Genomic DNA, 16618 nt, shown 5'->3' with positions numbered 1-16618 from the left:
GGCTTTAAACGAATGTGTTACTATAACATGCCATGAAGGTTAAGTCGGTGGTATGACAGAACGTATGAAGTCGTAAACAAAAGTTGGACAAGGTTTTTGATAAAAATGAAGAGGTGGAAAAAGGGATGAAGGAAATTAAAGAAAAAGTCATCGTATTGGATTTTGGTGGACAATACAATCAATTAATTGCTAGACGTATAAGAGATTTAGGCGTTTTCAGTGAGTTGGTCTCTCATAAACTAACAGCGGATGAAGTGAAAGCGATGAATCCAAAGGGTATTATTTTTTCTGGTGGACCAGGAAGTGTTTATGCAGATGGTGCACCGCGATGCGATGAAGCGATCTTTGATCTAGGTATTCCTGTCTTAGGGATTTGCTACGGTATGCAATTAATGACCCATCATTTTAAAGGATCTGTAGAAGCGGCTAATCACCGTGAGTATGGAAAAGCTAACATTCACATTGAAAACAAGTCTAAGTTGTTTGGACAGCTTCCAGACGAACAATCCGTGTGGATGAGCCATGGTGACCTTGTTAAAGCACCACCAGCAGGATTCCGTGTTGATGCCACAAACGTGTCATGCCCAGTGGCAGCCATGAGTGACGAAAGCCGCGGGCTATATGGTGTTCAATTCCATCCAGAAGTGCGAAACACGGAGCATGGCAATGAGATGCTGAAAAACTTTGTCTACGACATTTGTCAATGTGAAGGAAACTGGTCAATGGAGAACTTCATTGAGATGGAAGTGGAAAAAGTACGTGAGGCTGTTGGCGAGCGTAAAGTTCTCTGCGCATTAAGTGGGGGTGTCGATTCCTCTGTTGTAGCCGCCTTAATTCACAAGGCGATTGGTGACCAGTTAATCTGTATGTTTATCGACCATGGTCTTCTAAGGAAAAATGAAGCTGACAGTGTTATGGAGACTTTTGGCGAAGGCTTCGATATGAATGTGATTAAAATTGATGCGCAAGAGAGATTCCTATCAAAATTAGCTGGTGTCAAAGACCCTGAGCAAAAGAGAAAAATTATCGGCAACGAGTTTATCTATGTGTTTGAAGAAGAATCTGCTAAACTGACTGACGTTGATTTTCTCGCACAGGGCACGCTTTACACAGATATTATTGAGAGTGGAACGGATACGGCACAAACGATTAAATCTCACCATAATGTTGGTGGATTACCAGAAAACATGAAACTTGACTTGATCGAGCCGTTAAACACTTTGTTTAAAGATGAAGTGCGTGAAGTAGGAACTGAGTTAGGACTACCAGAGGAAATTGTATGGCGTCAACCATTCCCAGGACCAGGGCTCGGCATCCGTGTTCTTGGTGAGATTACGGAAGATAAGCTTGAAATTGTCCGTGAATCAGACGCGATTTTACGTGAAGAAATTAAAAAAGCCGGCCTTGACCGCGAGATTTGGCAATACTTCACGGCCCTTCCTGACATGCGAAGTGTGGGCGTCATGGGTGACGCAAGAACGTATGATTATACGGTAGGCATCCGAGCAGTCACATCCATCGATGGTATGACATCCGATTGGGCAAGAATCCCATACGATGTCCTCGAAATCATCTCAACGCGAATTGTAAACGAAGTGAAAGACGTCAACCGCGTCGTGTATGACATAACATCTAAGCCCCCTAGCACGATTGAGTGGGAATAAGAGAAAAGAGCTTGGAATCCTTATTTTTGAAGGGTTCTAAGCTTTTTATTATTCTGGAGGTTAATAATTTGAAAAATACCTCGATTTAATTTTATAAACCAATTTACCTGTTTACCTTGGTTGGTTTAATAGCGTCATTAGTGAAAGTAAAATAAGCGGATATTTTTCGGTTAGATGCAGGAGAGAGTTCATTTTGGGGAATATAAGAGGAATTTTTCCGATTATGTAAAGCAAAACGCCCCATTTCTCAGATTTTACGGGTCATTAGCGGAATCTCTCCGTCTATTTAAGCTAGTGTCATGGCTAATGACTATTTTAGAGGATTTTTTCCGTCTATGTCCCATATCGGATTATTAACCTGATCCCCCAACCGGCAATAGCGGCGTTTATGATCCGAGAAGCAGGAATCAACCCCATTGCACTTCTAAATACTATATGGGAGATGACGTCTCCTTTTCTACTAAGGATAGAGGGACATCGGCCAATCACTTGTTGAACGTCGCTTTAACTTGAAGATATGAGAGGGGCTCACGGGCCATCCGTCAATCACCAACTGATTTTATCTTTCCAGACTGTAGGAAATTAATTAACACCTGCTTATGTTTTTCGCCCGTCACCCTCAAGGTAAATGCGGATGCCGGGACGAATATAAGCATGATTTAACTATCATTGACGACCCTTCAAATCATTGACTTCATATTCTGGATACAGATAACGAAAATGATGACATAAAGGCCACTATATGTGCTGCAAAATCACCTTTGTTTTGTTTAAATAGAAAGAACACTTAATAAAAAGAAAAGCGATGATCACGAATGAACCTGCAATCCAACTTAAATTGACGATAGGCATATATTGAATGATGAGACCGCCTAATGCAGATCCCAACATCATACCGATATTCATTAATGCAGTATTAAAACTTAATACTGTTTCAGAGGCGTGTGGTTTTAGTGAAATCAAATAAAATTGCTTTGCTGGTGTTGTGGTCCACGCTGCCACACCCCAAATAGCCAATGTGATAAATACCCCTATCTGTGAGTATTGTGTAAATGTTAGGACAAATAAAGCGATAATATGAACGCATAAGCTTAGAGATATCGTGTGATTTGGTCCCCATTTGTCGACTGCGTAACCGCCAAAACGTGAGCCGATAAAAGCAAACGTGCCTAATATGAATAAAGCAACACTCGTCATCTCTATTGAAAAACTAGCAGCATGACTTAACAATGGGGAAATGTAGGCAAAAACCATCGTATAACCTAATATCCAAAAAATCGTCGTCATTAATCCCGTAAGGACCCGTTTGTCTTTAATAATTTGCAGCTGTTGTTTGAATGGCAGTGGTGGATTGGTTTTTATGTTAGGTAATAATTTATAAAGGGCTGCTAACAAAAAAACTGTACCGAGAGCAATAATAAGAAAAATGTAATGCCAATCTAAATAGCCAGCTAAAAATGTTCCAATCGGGACGCCAAGGACTAATGAAACAGTAAAACCGGTAATGACTGTTGCCATGGCACTCCCTCTTTTTTCGGGAACCGCGATGTGAGCGGCGTAATTGGTGGCAACGACAATGTACAATCCGCCACTCATGGCCATAACCACTCTTGATAACATGAGTAATGTATAACTGTAGCTAACAAATGCCATGAGATTACCTAAAATAAATATAAAAATAGCAGATAAAAGCACCTTTTTACGATCAAATTTAGCCGTTAGCATAACCCAAAATAATGCCCCGACGGCATAAAAGAGAGAATAGATAGCTATTAACTGACCAGCCAGTGAGATGGATATATTTAAATCAAAAGAAATCAGTTCCAAAATGCCAGACACCACGAACTCCGATGTTCCGGTTACAAATGCCCCTAAAGCTAATAGAATAATCGTTAAGTTATTTATTTTCTTGTTCAACTTTTACATCTCCTTCATATTTCAAAAGTTGCTTTAATTTTAAACGCTGTGATAACATGAGTAAAATTGATGTTTTTGATGGAGGAGATGAGTAATAACTCATGAGCTTTATTCGCTTTGAAATTGTCGCAACAGTGATCGAGTTAGGGAGCTTTACAGCAACCGCTGAAAAGTTAAATATGACGCAATCAGCAGTGAGCCATGCAGTTGCCAGTTTGGAATCTGAATGGGGTGTTTCGCTGTTAATTCGTGATCGTAAAAAAGGGATAACGTTAACAGACGTAGGGCAAAAAATTCTGCCACACATTAGGGAAGTACTGAAAAGAATGGAAGTCATTAACCAAGAAGTAGCCTTAGTGACAAACTTAGAAACGGGTATCATTCGTGTTGGGACGTTTGCAAGTGCATCTTCCTGCTTATTGCCTAAGTTGCTAGCGAAATTTCAGAAGAAACACCCTAACATAGAATTCAAATTTTTCGAAGGCACGTATGAAGAAATTACAGAATGGTTAAAGTCAGGTATTATCGACATTGGGTTTGTCGTAAAGGACGGCTCAACCCAAGATTTTGATGTAGTGCCACTCATAAAAGACGAAATGGTGGTAGCTTACCACCCAGATCATCGATTCCAACTGAAAGAAACAATAGATATGCATGAATTAATTGATGAGTCTTTTATTATGCCGACAGGGATGTATCAATCCCATGTAGAGGCATTGTTTAAAGAGGCAAACATCGAACCAACAATTCTGTTTGAAGTGCACGACTGTACAACTATTGCGAATATGGTTCAAGAAGGACTGGGCGTTACAATTGGTCCAGAACTATTTTTAAAGACTCAGCAAAATATAAAGGTGAGTAAGTTAACGATAAAAAACAGTCGTGAAGTAGCCCTTGCCTGTCAATCTATTGCCAATGCATCTCCAGCTGTAAAGGAATTTGTTACGACAGCTCAACATGTTTTTCAACAATATTAAATGGGTGGGCGGTAAGTTTTTTTCGAAAAAATGCTGGCAGTAGTGCCATTTATAACGATCCTTCTATATAAATAGTGGACTTGCGCTATTAACTGTATTACATTGTAATATCATGATTAACAAAGGTGTTATCCTCTGATAAGGCTTCTAAAAACGAATATTAACCTTATTATCGAAATTAATATTCGTTTTTTGCCTTGACAGTTGGCAAAGTCCTTGTTAGAATTTTGTGTATTAGTGTAACGGTAACAGGGTTAAATGATAGAAAGTGGATGGTCTAACAGGTGAACATGTTTCTCTATAAGGCATCCCTTTATCGAACCTGTTATACTAGTAGATTACTGAAATGATATTTATCTGTCATAAATTCGTATAATTTTGGGAATAGGGCCCTTAAGTTTCTACCGAGCTGCCGTAAATAGCTCGACTACGAATGATATGTTCGTTCACAGGGAAAGTTAGATAAACAGAGTTTTTCTGTCTATTTAGCTTGTGCTTGGGTAGGACATGTCGTTTAACTAGTGAAACTGATGTAAAGCTCTTGTTCCTCCTCGTAGGGATGGGAGCTTTTTGATTGGAAAGAAAACGGTTGTTTTTCTGGAGTCTGATCAGTGTATCTAGCAATTATAAAGAGACAGAAAAAATGTGAAATGGGGAGAGGTAAAAAGATGGATCGTTATTTTCGTTTTGATGAGTTAGGGACGAATTACCGCCGTGAGATGATTGGCGGTCTTACAACATTTTTAGCAATGGCTTATATTTTATTTGTCAATCCATCTATTCTTGCTGATGCAGGGATGGACGAAGGAGCCGTATACGTAGCGACAGCTCTTGCGGCAGCAATCGGTACGATTATTATGGGGGTACTAGCCCGTTACCCAATCGCTTTAGCGCCAGGGATGGGCCTTAACGCCTTTTTTACGTATACCGTTGTAATAGGCATGGGAATCCCTTGGGAAACGGCATTATTAGGTGTTTTTATTTCAGGTCTTGTATTTATTCTTATTACAGTAGTTGGTGTTCGGGAAATCGTTATTAACGCCATTCCAGCAGAATTAAAATATGCCGCTGGAGCAGGGATTGGATTGTTTATTGCCTTTATCGGTTTAAAAAATGCTGGTATTGTCGTTGGATCTGAATCCACATTAGTTGAACTAGGTCATTTAGGCGATCCGGCAACATTGTTAGCTATTTTCGGCATAGTTGTCACTGTCATATTCATTACATTAGGTATTAAAGGCGGTATTTTTTACGGGATGATTTTGACAGCAGTGGTAGGGATGATTTTTGGTACGGTACCATTGCCTAACCAAATAATAGGGTCTATTCCAAGTATTTCTCCGACGTTTGGAGCGATCTTCGCACCTTTTGGAGAAATGGCCTTTGGGGAAGTTTTCACCTTGCAATTATTCATTGTTATTTTGACATTCTTATTCGTAGACTTTTTTGATACGGCAGGAACGTTGTATGCGGTTGCCAACCAAGCAGGGTTTGTAAAGGATAATAAGCTACCACGGGCACAACGGGCGTTAATTGCGGATTCTTCGGCTACGTCTATCGGTGCTTTACTAGGAACATCAACGACAACTGCTTACATCGAATCGTCATCAGGTATTGCAGCTGGTGCTCGTTCAGGGTTTGCTTCAGTCGTAACAGGGTTATTATTCATCGTAGCACTCTTTTTCTCACCATTACTCGTTGTCGTCACGAACTCTGTGACAGCCCCTGCGTTAATCATTGTCGGGGTGCTTATGGCAGGCGCATTAGCAGATATTGATTGGAAAAAATTCGAAATTGCTGTGCCGTCCTTCTTCACAGTGTTGGCGATGCCGTTAACTTACAGTATTGCCACAGGGATTGCTCTAGGATTTATAATGTATCCGGTCACGATGGTATGTAAAGGACGGGCTAAAGACGTTCACCCGATTATGTACGGATTGTTTGTCATCTTTATTTTATATTTTGTTTTCCTTGGTGAATAATGTTCAATCATTCCCGCATCTCCCTAAACTATGAGGAGATGCGGGTTTTTTGTGTTTTTAAATGAAAACGAACTTTCAAAGGATTAGTATCTCAAAACACCCATACTATGTGGTGCACAACTTAGCCCATGTCCGTTATGAAGATTCATGGAAGTGCCCCCACCCTTATTGACGATCCCCACGTGATAGAATTGGCCAATAGACCCACTCCTTTATGCCTGTTTCTCTAGAATTTCACTCAATTATTAGTAGAAACATGTCTATTTCCTTATTTACCCAAAGGTAGATTTTCCTTAATATAAAGAAGATGTTTAATAGTGGTATTAATTTCTAGATAATAAGGTCATTTATTTGAAGAAAGACCTTACTATTAAATTAGAACGGCTATTAGCTTAAATGATAGATGATAACAGAAAGTAGGCGCCATAAATGATGAACATCAATCGCGATTTTCAACTAAAAGAATTGTTAACAGACGCCATCGAACAGATGATTCTCCCGTTAGAACAGGCTGGAAGTGACGACGGGAAAGGAGTGTTAGTGGCGCTACAGGATGTTTTTATTAGCGATCCACAGATAGTGACACAGTTATATCAGGCTTATCGACAAGGCGTGGGTTCATTGACGCTCTCGCATCATGGGGATGAGCTTGTCTACGAAAGAAAAGGGAACGACCATACGATGCGTTTCAAACAAGCATCTGTGTCCTTTAATAGTGAACACTATGCCTCGTATCTTGCAGTAACGTTAGAAATGGTGAGAGAGGTCTTGCCGTTAGGGTCTGTTGTCGAATTAGACCCTCTTTACTTTAAACCGAGCGAGAAAACAGATTCTCCCACGTTACTTGTCATCACAGGACGTTTTATTGCGCCAAAAGGGTATACGACGTACTTTCCTTATAAAGGTGTCGTCTATCCAGTCGGGGAAGTGAAAGCAAACGCCCATGTGCACTTCACAGCACCGTTGATCAAAAATGTGATTCAGCGAGGGTATAAAGATGACAGTGAATTAGCTTTTGAACTGATGATGAAGAGAGAATTAATTCTAGATAGAGGGATGACCTCCCTTGAATTTTCTCCTAAGGCAATGACACAGCTACAAACAGAATTGACTAAAAATTAATGCAAGGGTGAGGAACACGTGTTATATGATGCAAGTTTTTGTCAAAAGATTGTGCACGGATCAGGCTTTTCGAGTGGTGTTGTTGATAATTTAGCTAAAATACAACGAGCCATTGAGAAAAACTACTTAGATATGGATTTAGAGAATGCCTCCGTGCAAGAAGAGATGGAAGAGATTGTCGTCGAGATGATTAAGGAAATAGAGGCGCTTAAAACGTATGTATCGGGCGTTCATTTTAAATGAGTTATGGTGATGTGACATAAAACGAACCTTCAATCAGTGGAAATTTTCGTTCTTCACCCACTGATAAGGAACACAAGCTAACGTCTTCGCGTCCTGCGAAAAAGCTTGTGTGACCAACATCCTGTTGGCACGAGTCAATCAGGACTTTAGCGTCCGTTATCTCCCGCCTAAATAGATTTAACTCCGCAATCGATTTTCACGCGGAGTTTAAGGACGATTATTTGTGATAAAAGTGATGGGATGTCTTAACAAGAAAGGTGTTGTAAGATGTGGGAAATGGAAAAATTAAATTAGATACGATCCAATTAGCAATGATTCTTGATAATTTAAAAGCAAGCATGGAAGACTTTGAAAGTTATACGACGACATTTCGTACACAAACGCGGGATCAATTAGATGGTTTTCAATCTGATTTTGCAAGTAAAGCCAGTGAGCTCTTGACGAATATGCGCGATGATGTAAAGTCGGATTTACTCGACCAACTAACGAACTTACATGCATGTGGTGAAAGCATTTTAACAGGGATGAAAGAACAAGATGAGGCGCTAAGTCAGGCCATACAAGGTGGCAAGAGATGATACGTGATTTAAAGATTAATTACGGTATTTTAGATGATATTGTCGAGCAATTAAATGTTTATCATCAAGCGCTCCAAACGATGGAAACGTCCCTTCACCAGCTGAAAGTTTATATGAAAAGCAATGAAGGGGAAGCTATTGACGCGTGGGAAGAGAAGATAGCAGAGTCAGAGGACACAATAAGTGAGTATGCGGAGCAAGTGACAGACCTTCTCACGTTATTTGATGGTTATGTGACGGATACGACGGCTTATATCACGCCAGTGGCCAGGCAGGCGATGATGCGTGTTGACCGCAATGATATTTGGTTTAACTTATGCCAAATCGAGGGAGGCATTTCGCAACATACAATGAACGCTGTCTTTGCCACTCAGCGAACCCCATCCATTCTTAACCTTGGGGACCTATCACAGGAAGCCCGGGAAGCGAGCAGTCATAATAAAGCGAAATTAGAACTGATTCGTGATAAAATAAGAGAGACGAATCAGACGATGTCTAGTAAAATGGACAACCTTTGGGATCTGTACAACTCGAAAGTGAAACCATTTGAAAACACGGACGATGACTATAGTAAGAAAGCGAAAGACATTAAGAAGAAGTATACCTCCATGTGGGAAGCCATTGTGGAAAGCTTTAAAAAAACGCTAGTCGGGAGTGTCGACTTTATTAAAGGACTCGTAGCCGGTCTAGTAGATTTAGTAGAAGGCGTACTCGTATTAGTCGGTAATGGCCTTATCCTAGTTGTCTCAGACATCATACCTGACGAAATTGAACCTGCTTTTCTTAAAGACAAAGCAGACAGCATAAAAGACGGTTTTAAAGAAGTTACGAAGCAACTCCTCGAAGACCCATTTATTATCGTGGAATCAATCGGGCAGTCCATATCCGATACGTGGGAAGAAGAAGGCATCATGTATGCAAGCGGCTATATCGCAGCGGATGTGTTAGTGAGCCTCGCCGGAGGGAAGGCCCTTCAGTCGGGTAGCATCCTAGGTGATGTGAGTCGTACAGGGCGGACACTGGACAAACTAGGTGACACGACCCAAGCACTGGACAAAGCAGGGGATGTGGCGAAGCAGGTTGATAGGGTTGAGGATGTGGTTAAGGGGACGGGTAATAGTGTCAATTTTGGAAAGTATTCAACGAGTATAGACGATAAAGTAAAAGTAATTGATAAAGTGGATTTATCTGATTGGATAAGGGGTTCATTTACTGATAGTAATTATAGGACTGTGATTACTGAAGAAAATATTACTTTCTATAGAACTTATGGTGGTGGAGCAAAATCGAATGGTTCATTTGTAACTACTAGTCCAGCTGGTAATAGAATAAATGCGAAAATAGATACTGCTTTAGTTCCGGATTGGAAAAACACCAGAGAGTTTGAGGCAGTAATTGAAGTTCCAAAAGGAGAAATCCTAAATATAGGTAGAGTTGAAAAGCAATATACAAAAACAGGCGCTTTACTAAAAGGTGATGGTGACCAAATTCTTCTACCACAAGGGTGGCCATCCGAATGGATAAAAGATATAAGAAAAGTTCCGAGTAAATAGGAGGATTTTATGGATAAGAAAGAGCAATTAACTAGACAGGTTAAAACGGTAATAAATATTCTTGAAAAAGAATATTCTAACGAAATAAAAAAAGATATTTTTCAATTAATATATAAAAGATACAAGAACGCGCTGGAGATTATTGAGAATAATAAAGATTTAAATACAATAAATATTATTGGTGGCGTTAGAGCCTATATGGATAGTTATAATGACTATGAAAATCCCTTGTTAAAAGAATTGCACAAGGCAGAAAACTTACTAAAAGAGTTATTATAACATATTAGAAATTTACACCTAAACCTTGATTGGCTAATATAAAAAGCCTTTCACGGTTTTTTATTGGCAAATGTTACAAAATTAAAATTTATCACAGATAAGCGCCCGTAAAACTCCCACTGATTGAAGGTTCATTTTATATAACGGGAGGGTGAGTAATTGAACGTTGTTGGTTATCTACGAGTCTCGACACAAAGGCAAGTAACAAATGGATAAAGGTTGCACATCCACAATTATAACTGATAATATGTCGTAAATTTTAATTATGAGGATGCAAAAAGTGACTGAAACGTAAGACGGCGACTCCCGGAGGATTAAGCGCAGTCTGAAGATCCACTTTTGCGAGGGTTAACCGAGCAAAAGTTAGCTGAAGACAAGCCCTCGGGAAAGCGACCGTCTGGAGTGAAGATCACAGTCATTATTCGAATCTTCACATCTTAATTTGAATGATGACATTCATTCAATAATTATCTTATCTGTACAACTCGAAAGTGAAACCATTTGAAAACACGGACGATGACTATAGTAAGAAAGCGAAAGACATTAAGAAGAAGTATACCTCCATGTGGGAAGCCATTGTGGAAAGCTTTAAAAAAACGCTAGTCGGAAGTGTCGACTTTATTAAAGGACTCGTAGCCGGTCTAGTAGATTTAGTAGAAGGCGTACTCGTATTAGCCCGTAATGGCCTTATCCTAGTCATCTCAGACATCATACCTGACGACATTGAACCTGCTTTTCTTAAAGACAAAGCTGACAGTATAAAAGACGGTTTGACAGAAGTCACGAAGCAACTCCTCGAAGACCCGTTTATTATCGTGGAATCAATCGGGCAGTCCATATCCGATACGTGGGAAGAAGAAGGCATCATGTATGCAAGCGGCTATATAGCAGCGGATGTTTTAGTGAGCATCGCCGGAGGGAAGGCCCTTCAGTCGGGTAGCATCCTAGGTGATGTGAGTCGTACAGGGCGGACACTGGACAAACTAGGTGACACGACCCAAGCACTGGACAAAGCAGGGGATGTGGCGAAGCAGGTTGATAGGGTTGAGGATGTGGTTAAGGGTACAGTTCGTGTTTTAGATGACGGTACAGTGTGGGAAAACATAAAAATTACTCAACCACTTTATGATGGAACAAAGATACCAAAATCATTTGAATTAGTAGTTGATGGCGAAAAGTTCTGGGTACATCCTAATGGAACAAAACATATGGTCGAGTATATAACAAGAGATGCCACAACACATGGTATACCAATAAATAGTCAAACGTTATTATCGAGTTTCCAAACTTCTGTAAAAAATGCTGTTAAGTCAGGCATTAAATATGAAGAAATAATGAAAGTAGGTAATTGGGAATTAATATTTAGTAAACCTCGTGGGGACGGATTACTACCAGTTATAAAGCACGCTGTATATATGCCTTAAAAGGGGACATGATTATGTTAAAAGTAACAAAATATAAAGAAAGTGAGTCTGTAAATATTGAATATGATGTTTATACACCCATTAATATAGAATTTGGTAATTGGAATATATCAAAAGAACCAACAATATATTGGAGAACCGGGGATTTTAAGAAATCTTTAATTGAAATAGGAGTAGGGAAATATACAGGGAATATTCGCTCTATTACACTAACTCTGAGTGAGAACGTACACCATATGGAAACTTTGGACTGTAATATGAAAAATATAACTTTGATAAATGGCACACCTAATTTTCAGATTGAAGAATTTAATGATAAGACATATATAGATGAAAATGGGGAATTGAACGTTTATATAGGGAGGGATAAGGTATTCATCTCATTTTCAGAAAGTGAGACTGTTTCGGTTGTACAAAATGATAATGTGGGATTTGCTTTAGATGAAAACAACATGGTTTGTGGCGTAATAGTAAGTGGTATGTTAGAACCTGATATAAATATATTAGAAGAAGCACTGAAATGAACGCAAATAACCCAAATGTTTATTATAAGCTATCTTCTGAACACTTTTAATTCTTAACTCTATTAAAACTGCTTGGGGAACTTTTAGATGAGGAAAAGCAATTTATATTAAAATAACGCGAGATGTTAAAGAGAACGGTGGACTAATTAAGCCATCGTTTTTTAAATTCCCCTCTGATTGCTAGTCAAATTGCTATGATCCACAAGAACGACAGGATTCGTAACAAAGGAGGTTTATATGAAAAAGGATAAAGAAATATATCGACAATTAATCACAATATTAGAAAAAGAGGATGATAATGAAGCACAATTTATAATTAAACAATTAGAATCTAGTATAAAATCGATAGATGAGTTTATAGATGGCAAAGCCAGAAGAGATAATTTAGAACAACTATATGATCGATTAATTAATATTTATAAAAAAATAAATCATCCTCATATTGGTTTATCTGACTATTTTATATGGAAAGGTGACTATAATGAGCGTATGAGAGCTAATTAAAATTTAGATTCTGTAAAAATTATTAATCAATCAAGCAAGAATCAATAAAAATGTTCAAGAAATTTAGAGGAAATATTACTTGATTGTTTAACAAGCACTTGATACCTTCTAGGAATCAGGTTTTTTTAACTAAAGATTTTAGCCGTCATTAACAGTATTTTCCTTACAAAATCGAATCTGATTTTACATGGAACCTATAAGGAGTAAAATTATCCTAATCGATAAATAATGTGGAGTTGATACTGTAATGAATCAAATAGAAAATACAGTAATTCAACTATTATCTTTATTGAAACAATATAACAATGGTCAAATTTATCATCAAATAGATATACTAAAAGAGATTTTGGATGTTATAAATTCTAATGAAAGTGATGAATCAAAGAAGGAGAGAGTTAAGGGCTTAATAGATAATCTTTATCCTGTTAGAGGGGGATTAACTGATTTTCATATTTGGAATGAGGACGAGAAGGAAAGAATAAAGGTTAATAAATCTCTTAGCGAATTAAATGATAAATTGTGGTATCTAAGTAAAAATTAACGTAGCTTTTTTAGAAAGAAAAAATAGAATACCTAATTGTTAATTCATAACAAGCACTTGATACCTTCTAGGAATCAGGTGCTTTTTAACTGAAGATTTTAGTCATCATTCACAGTGCCTTCTTTCACAAAATCGAACCTGCTTTTCTTAAAGACAAAGCAGCCAGCATAAAAGACGGTTTGACAGAAGTTACGAAACAACTCCTCGAAGACCCGTTTATCATCGTGGAATCAATCGGGCAATCCATATCCGATACGTGGGAAGAAGAAGGCATCATGTATGCAAGCGGCTATATCGCAGCGGATGTGTTAGTGAGCCTCGCCGGAGGGAAGGCCCTTCAGTCGGGTAGCATCCTAGGTGATGTGAGTAGTACAGGGCGGACACTGGATAAAGGAAGTTAGAGCCATACCATCCAATAGGAGGGCTTATTATGCAGAGTGAGGAATTAAATAATGTTAGGGTTCAAACACAAAAGGTTATAGATTTAGTTAACAAAAAAAAGAAACAGAGAGACCATAAATTCTTGGATACATTATTAGGTAGGCTAAAAGAATTATTAAAGAGTACAACTGAAAGTAGCGATACTACTGGATTAGGCGAAAATTCCAGATTAAAAGGAGCTTTAAGGGCATACTTTGATACCGATATAACAGAAAGTTACGATGAACCGTTAGTAATTGAGTTAGATAAATTAGAAATCATGTTACATCAGATACCGAATTCAAAGTGATACTTTTTTATTACCTTGAGTGGCTCTATGAACTGCCAGCTGTCAAGTAGACAGTGGAAATAATAAAACGAATTAAGCGGCTTTAGCTGTATATTGCATAGGGCTAAGGTCGTTTTTGATATTATATGAATGTACTCACCATTGCTTTAGACACCTCTTCAAAAGTCTTGTAAATATTATACTTCAGTAAGCTCTAGTTCAATTAACGTATTTATAATTGGAATGAACATTGTACTCTTACTAAAGACGGTCGTATAATACTCGCTATTCGTTTAAAAAGCAGGGACACGAATAATATGTCGTAAATTTTAATTATGAGAATATAAAAAGTGACTGAAACGTAAGACAACGACTCCCGGAGGATTAAGCGCAGTCTGAAGATCCACTTTTGCGAGGGTTAACCGAGCAAAAGTTAGCTGAAGACAAGCCCTCGGGAAAGCGTCCGTCTGGAGTGAAGGTCACAGTCATGATTCGAATGTTGACAACTTATTTTGAATGAAGACATTCATTCAATAAGTAATAGCCGGTAGGAAAAAGCCCTGGCAGTGGGAGAAAACTCAGGTGATGTCAAAACTAACTTTGCATAATAACAACCCTCTGGAATTTCCAAATATTTTACTTTATCATAGAAGGGCAAGAAAAAGACTAGCTTGTTTTAATGTATGGACCCCATGGGGCCCATACATAAACTTTTGGCGTTTTAAACTGATCTAACAGTTTCTACTTAACATCAGATTCTTTTATAGAATTAATCAACTCTAATCAAATCCCATTGCTGGTGTAAATCTCCACGGTACATATTTTGCTGGATAAGGGCGCCGTCTGCTGATGAGGAGTTAGCAACCTCCACTGCCTTATTACTGTTCACATTAAGAATACTCCAGTAACCATTGCTGAGCTTGATTAATCTGAACTGTTGGGCACTATTTTGAAAATCAGTCATTAACTGAATGGCTTCTCCATTATTGCTTGTGCCATTACGTACATCCATCACTTTGTTATCAGACGAGCTAACACTTTGCAGCCTGTAATAATTAGTATATTCGCCCATATCATCCAGGACCCATTGTTGTGCTGTAGCCCCATTATCGGCCCATTGTTGGAGCTGAAGGTGGCTAGTATTTTCTCCTCCAGGTACGTCAATCATTTTCCCCGATGCACGATTTTGTAGTTTATAGGTGGAGCCAGAATGAACGCCATTCCATACCCCGTTCCAAGGATAGAGCTGTGCGCGTTCGTAATACCAATCAAAGAGAAAACGTGCCATACCATCACGTTCCGCATCACCGTCGTATTTTAGGCCGGCAGTCGGATCTGCAAATGAGCTTCTCGGACCAGGTTCCAGTATGAAACCATTCATATGAACAGCGATACTGACATTTCCTGCATCTGTAAAAATAGCTTTTGTATTCTTCCCGAATCCTTCATTCGTTCCATCGAATAAACGCCAATATTCAGGGTCTCCTGGTAACCATTTATACCATGTAGTCTCCGTTATATTAATAGGATAGTGATCTGCGCATGGTTTAATATTTGTATCCCATTGTTGTTGTAAAGTTGAGTAATCATCATTAGCACCATACCCAGGGTACCAATGAACGGCATAGCCAGTATTATTTAATGGATCTGTCAGTGGGTTGGAAGCACATAATTGATAGTATTGATCCCAACCAAGTCCAGCAGCCCAAATAACGTTATCTGCACCTTGGTTTCTAATTGTAGAAATAATAGAGTTTTGGAAATCTACGAGAGCATCCCAGTGAGCTTCAAAATCTGGATCTGACGGATGCCCACCCCATTTCCCATTTGCATATGAAAGAACTGGTTCATTAACAATTTCAAACATAACATGGTCTGCACTTTTTAAGGATGGGTGTGAGGCAAGATATTCCCAAATTTCATTAAACTTATCAAGGTTTGATTGCGTTGTCGCCTTATCATCAAGAATCGTGAAATCAAGGCCGAGTGTAACATATAACCCTTTTGTCTTTGCATATTCAACATATGGAATAATCACATTTTCAGTCACTTTTTGTAACCCTTCAAAATTGTATGTCCCGGCTGCCACATCCCCCATATCTTCTCGGTCGATGAACAACCGCACTTGATTCATATACCAGCCATGATCATTTCCATATTTAGGAGATGTGTCCGTAAAAGTATCACTAATATCTTTCAAGTACTCTAAATTTGCCGCGTGCCGATTACCGCCATTTCTATCCAAATAGTAATTACTGCTTTGGTATGTCCAATAAGAACCTGAAGGCTGATGCCAACCACTTAATACAACTGGTTGTCCATCACTGTTCACTAATTGATTGCCATCCACATGAAGCTTACTCATTGGCATATCCGTCCAAGCATATGCTTGGTTACTGCTTAACAAAGCAGGGAACACCAACATCATCACTAACAGAATCTTGACTGCCAAACCAACTTTTCTCATACTAAACCCTCTCCCTTTTTTGAATTCTATGTTTAATTCATGAAGTACAATAAGTGGCATTTTTTTTGCGATTACATTTTTGTATGCTATCTTTATATGAAAGCGATTACATTGTTGAGGAGTATAAAAGAAGT

Annotated in this window: 16 protein-coding genes and 1 riboswitch; of the genes, 14 read left to right on the top strand and 2 right to left on the bottom strand. The window is 38.7% G+C overall.

Annotation, left to right across the window (positions count from 1 at the left end; all coding sequences use genetic code 11):
* The first annotated feature begins 125 nt into the window (after positions 1–125).
* Positions 126–1664: a glutamine-hydrolyzing GMP synthase gene (guaA, locus tag BK581_RS08885; protein WP_078577833.1), complete on the top strand. Its 1539-nt coding sequence runs from the start codon at positions 126–128 to the stop codon at positions 1662–1664.
* Between the two features lie 738 nt (positions 1665–2402).
* Here the strand turns inward: guaA and BK581_RS08880 are convergent.
* Positions 2403–3581 carry an MFS transporter gene (locus BK581_RS08880; RefSeq protein ID WP_095995541.1) on the bottom strand — a complete coding sequence of 393 codons (1179 nt, stop codon included), beginning with the start codon at positions 3579–3581 and terminating at the stop codon, positions 2403–2405.
* Positions 3582–3682: 101 nt separating this feature from the next.
* Between BK581_RS08880 and BK581_RS08875 the strand changes: the two genes are divergently transcribed.
* The 13 genes from BK581_RS08875 to BK581_RS08815 all read left to right on the top strand — a co-directional run bounded on the left by BK581_RS08875 (position 3683) and on the right by BK581_RS08815 (position 14038).
* Positions 3683–4558 carry a LysR family transcriptional regulator gene (locus tag BK581_RS08875; RefSeq protein ID WP_078577832.1) on the top strand — a complete coding sequence of 292 codons (876 nt, stop codon included), beginning with the start codon at positions 3683–3685 and terminating at the stop codon, positions 4556–4558.
* Between the two features lie 348 nt (positions 4559–4906).
* Positions 4907–5008, top strand: a riboswitch (purine riboswitch).
* 218 nt (positions 5009–5226) lie between these two features.
* The gene (locus BK581_RS08870) at positions 5227–6540 is read left to right on the top strand and encodes an NCS2 family permease (RefSeq protein ID WP_078577831.1); all 1314 of its coding nucleotides are present in this window, start codon (positions 5227–5229) and stop codon (positions 6538–6540) included.
* A gap of 429 nt (positions 6541–6969) precedes the next feature.
* The gene (locus BK581_RS08865; RefSeq protein ID WP_078577830.1) at positions 6970–7662 is read left to right on the top strand and encodes a DUF4176 domain-containing protein; all 693 of its coding nucleotides are present in this window, start codon (positions 6970–6972) and stop codon (positions 7660–7662) included.
* Between the two features lie 18 nt (positions 7663–7680).
* Positions 7681–7905: a hypothetical protein gene (locus BK581_RS08860; protein WP_078577829.1), complete on the top strand. Its 225-nt coding sequence runs from the start codon at positions 7681–7683 to the stop codon at positions 7903–7905.
* 269 nt (positions 7906–8174) lie between these two features.
* The gene (locus tag BK581_RS08855) at positions 8175–8483 is read left to right on the top strand and encodes a hypothetical protein (RefSeq protein WP_078577828.1); all 309 of its coding nucleotides are present in this window, start codon (positions 8175–8177) and stop codon (positions 8481–8483) included.
* Positions 8480–10036: a hypothetical protein gene (locus BK581_RS20285; RefSeq protein ID WP_245828977.1), complete on the top strand. Its 1557-nt coding sequence runs from the start codon at positions 8480–8482 to the stop codon at positions 10034–10036. Before BK581_RS08855 ends, BK581_RS20285 begins: the two co-directional genes overlap by 4 nt.
* Before the next feature lie 9 nt (positions 10037–10045).
* Positions 10046–10315 carry a hypothetical protein gene (locus tag BK581_RS08845; RefSeq protein WP_078577827.1) on the top strand — a complete coding sequence of 90 codons (270 nt, stop codon included), beginning with the start codon at positions 10046–10048 and terminating at the stop codon, positions 10313–10315.
* 491 nt (positions 10316–10806) lie between these two features.
* Positions 10807–11739: a hypothetical protein gene (locus tag BK581_RS20280; RefSeq protein WP_245828974.1), complete on the top strand. Its 933-nt coding sequence runs from the start codon at positions 10807–10809 to the stop codon at positions 11737–11739.
* A 14-nt stretch (positions 11740–11753) separates the two neighbouring features.
* Positions 11754–12263: a hypothetical protein gene (locus BK581_RS08835; protein ID WP_078577826.1), complete on the top strand. Its 510-nt coding sequence runs from the start codon at positions 11754–11756 to the stop codon at positions 12261–12263.
* Between the two features lie 237 nt (positions 12264–12500).
* Positions 12501–12767 (top strand): hypothetical protein, encoded by a 267-nt coding sequence (locus tag BK581_RS08830; protein WP_078577825.1) that lies wholly within the window; start codon positions 12501–12503, stop codon positions 12765–12767.
* A 247-nt stretch (positions 12768–13014) separates the two neighbouring features.
* Complete coding sequence (locus BK581_RS08825) at positions 13015–13308, top strand: hypothetical protein (RefSeq protein ID WP_078577824.1); 294 nt, start codon at positions 13015–13017, stop codon at positions 13306–13308.
* A gap of 179 nt (positions 13309–13487) precedes the next feature.
* On the top strand, positions 13488–13709 hold the full coding sequence (locus tag BK581_RS08820; RefSeq protein ID WP_078577823.1) for a hypothetical protein: 222 nt from the start codon (positions 13488–13490) through the stop codon (positions 13707–13709).
* Between the two features lie 29 nt (positions 13710–13738).
* The gene (locus tag BK581_RS08815; RefSeq protein ID WP_078577822.1) at positions 13739–14038 is read left to right on the top strand and encodes a hypothetical protein; all 300 of its coding nucleotides are present in this window, start codon (positions 13739–13741) and stop codon (positions 14036–14038) included.
* Positions 14039–14786: 748 nt separating this feature from the next.
* Here BK581_RS08815 and BK581_RS08810 read toward each other — a convergent pair.
* The gene (locus tag BK581_RS08810; protein ID WP_078577821.1) at positions 14787–16484 is read right to left on the bottom strand and encodes an RICIN domain-containing protein; all 1698 of its coding nucleotides are present in this window, start codon (positions 16482–16484) and stop codon (positions 14787–14789) included.
* Positions 16485–16618 lie beyond the last annotated feature (134 nt).

The organism is Salipaludibacillus agaradhaerens (assembly GCF_002019735.1).
Classification (GTDB): domain Bacteria; phylum Bacillota; class Bacilli; order Bacillales; family Salisediminibacteriaceae; genus Salipaludibacillus; species Salipaludibacillus agaradhaerens.
This window is presented reverse-complemented; position numbering and strand designations above follow the sequence as displayed.

Excerpts from the sequence above, each read along its gene's own strand:
- guaA (WP_078577833.1), top strand. The coding sequence starts at position 126 with ATGAAGGAAATTAAAGAAAAAGTCATCGTATTGGATTTTGGTGGACAA.
- BK581_RS08875 (WP_078577832.1), top strand. The coding sequence starts at position 3,683 with ATGAGCTTTATTCGCTTTGAAATTGTCGCAACAGTGATCGAGTTAGGG.
- BK581_RS08870 (WP_078577831.1), top strand. The coding sequence starts at position 5,227 with ATGGATCGTTATTTTCGTTTTGATGAGTTAGGGACGAATTACCGCCGT.
- BK581_RS08865 (WP_078577830.1), top strand. The coding sequence starts at position 6,970 with ATGATGAACATCAATCGCGATTTTCAACTAAAAGAATTGTTAACAGAC.
- BK581_RS20285 (WP_245828977.1), top strand. The coding sequence starts at position 8,480 with ATGATACGTGATTTAAAGATTAATTACGGTATTTTAGATGATATTGTC.
- BK581_RS08845 (WP_078577827.1), top strand. The coding sequence starts at position 10,046 with ATGGATAAGAAAGAGCAATTAACTAGACAGGTTAAAACGGTAATAAAT.
- BK581_RS08835 (WP_078577826.1), top strand. The coding sequence starts at position 11,754 with ATGTTAAAAGTAACAAAATATAAAGAAAGTGAGTCTGTAAATATTGAA.
- BK581_RS08830 (WP_078577825.1), top strand. The coding sequence starts at position 12,501 with ATGAAAAAGGATAAAGAAATATATCGACAATTAATCACAATATTAGAA.
- BK581_RS08825 (WP_078577824.1), top strand. The coding sequence starts at position 13,015 with ATGAATCAAATAGAAAATACAGTAATTCAACTATTATCTTTATTGAAA.
- BK581_RS08815 (WP_078577822.1), top strand. The coding sequence starts at position 13,739 with ATGCAGAGTGAGGAATTAAATAATGTTAGGGTTCAAACACAAAAGGTT.
- BK581_RS08810 (WP_078577821.1), bottom strand. The coding sequence starts at position 16,484 with ATGAGAAAAGTTGGTTTGGCAGTCAAGATTCTGTTAGTGATGATGTTG.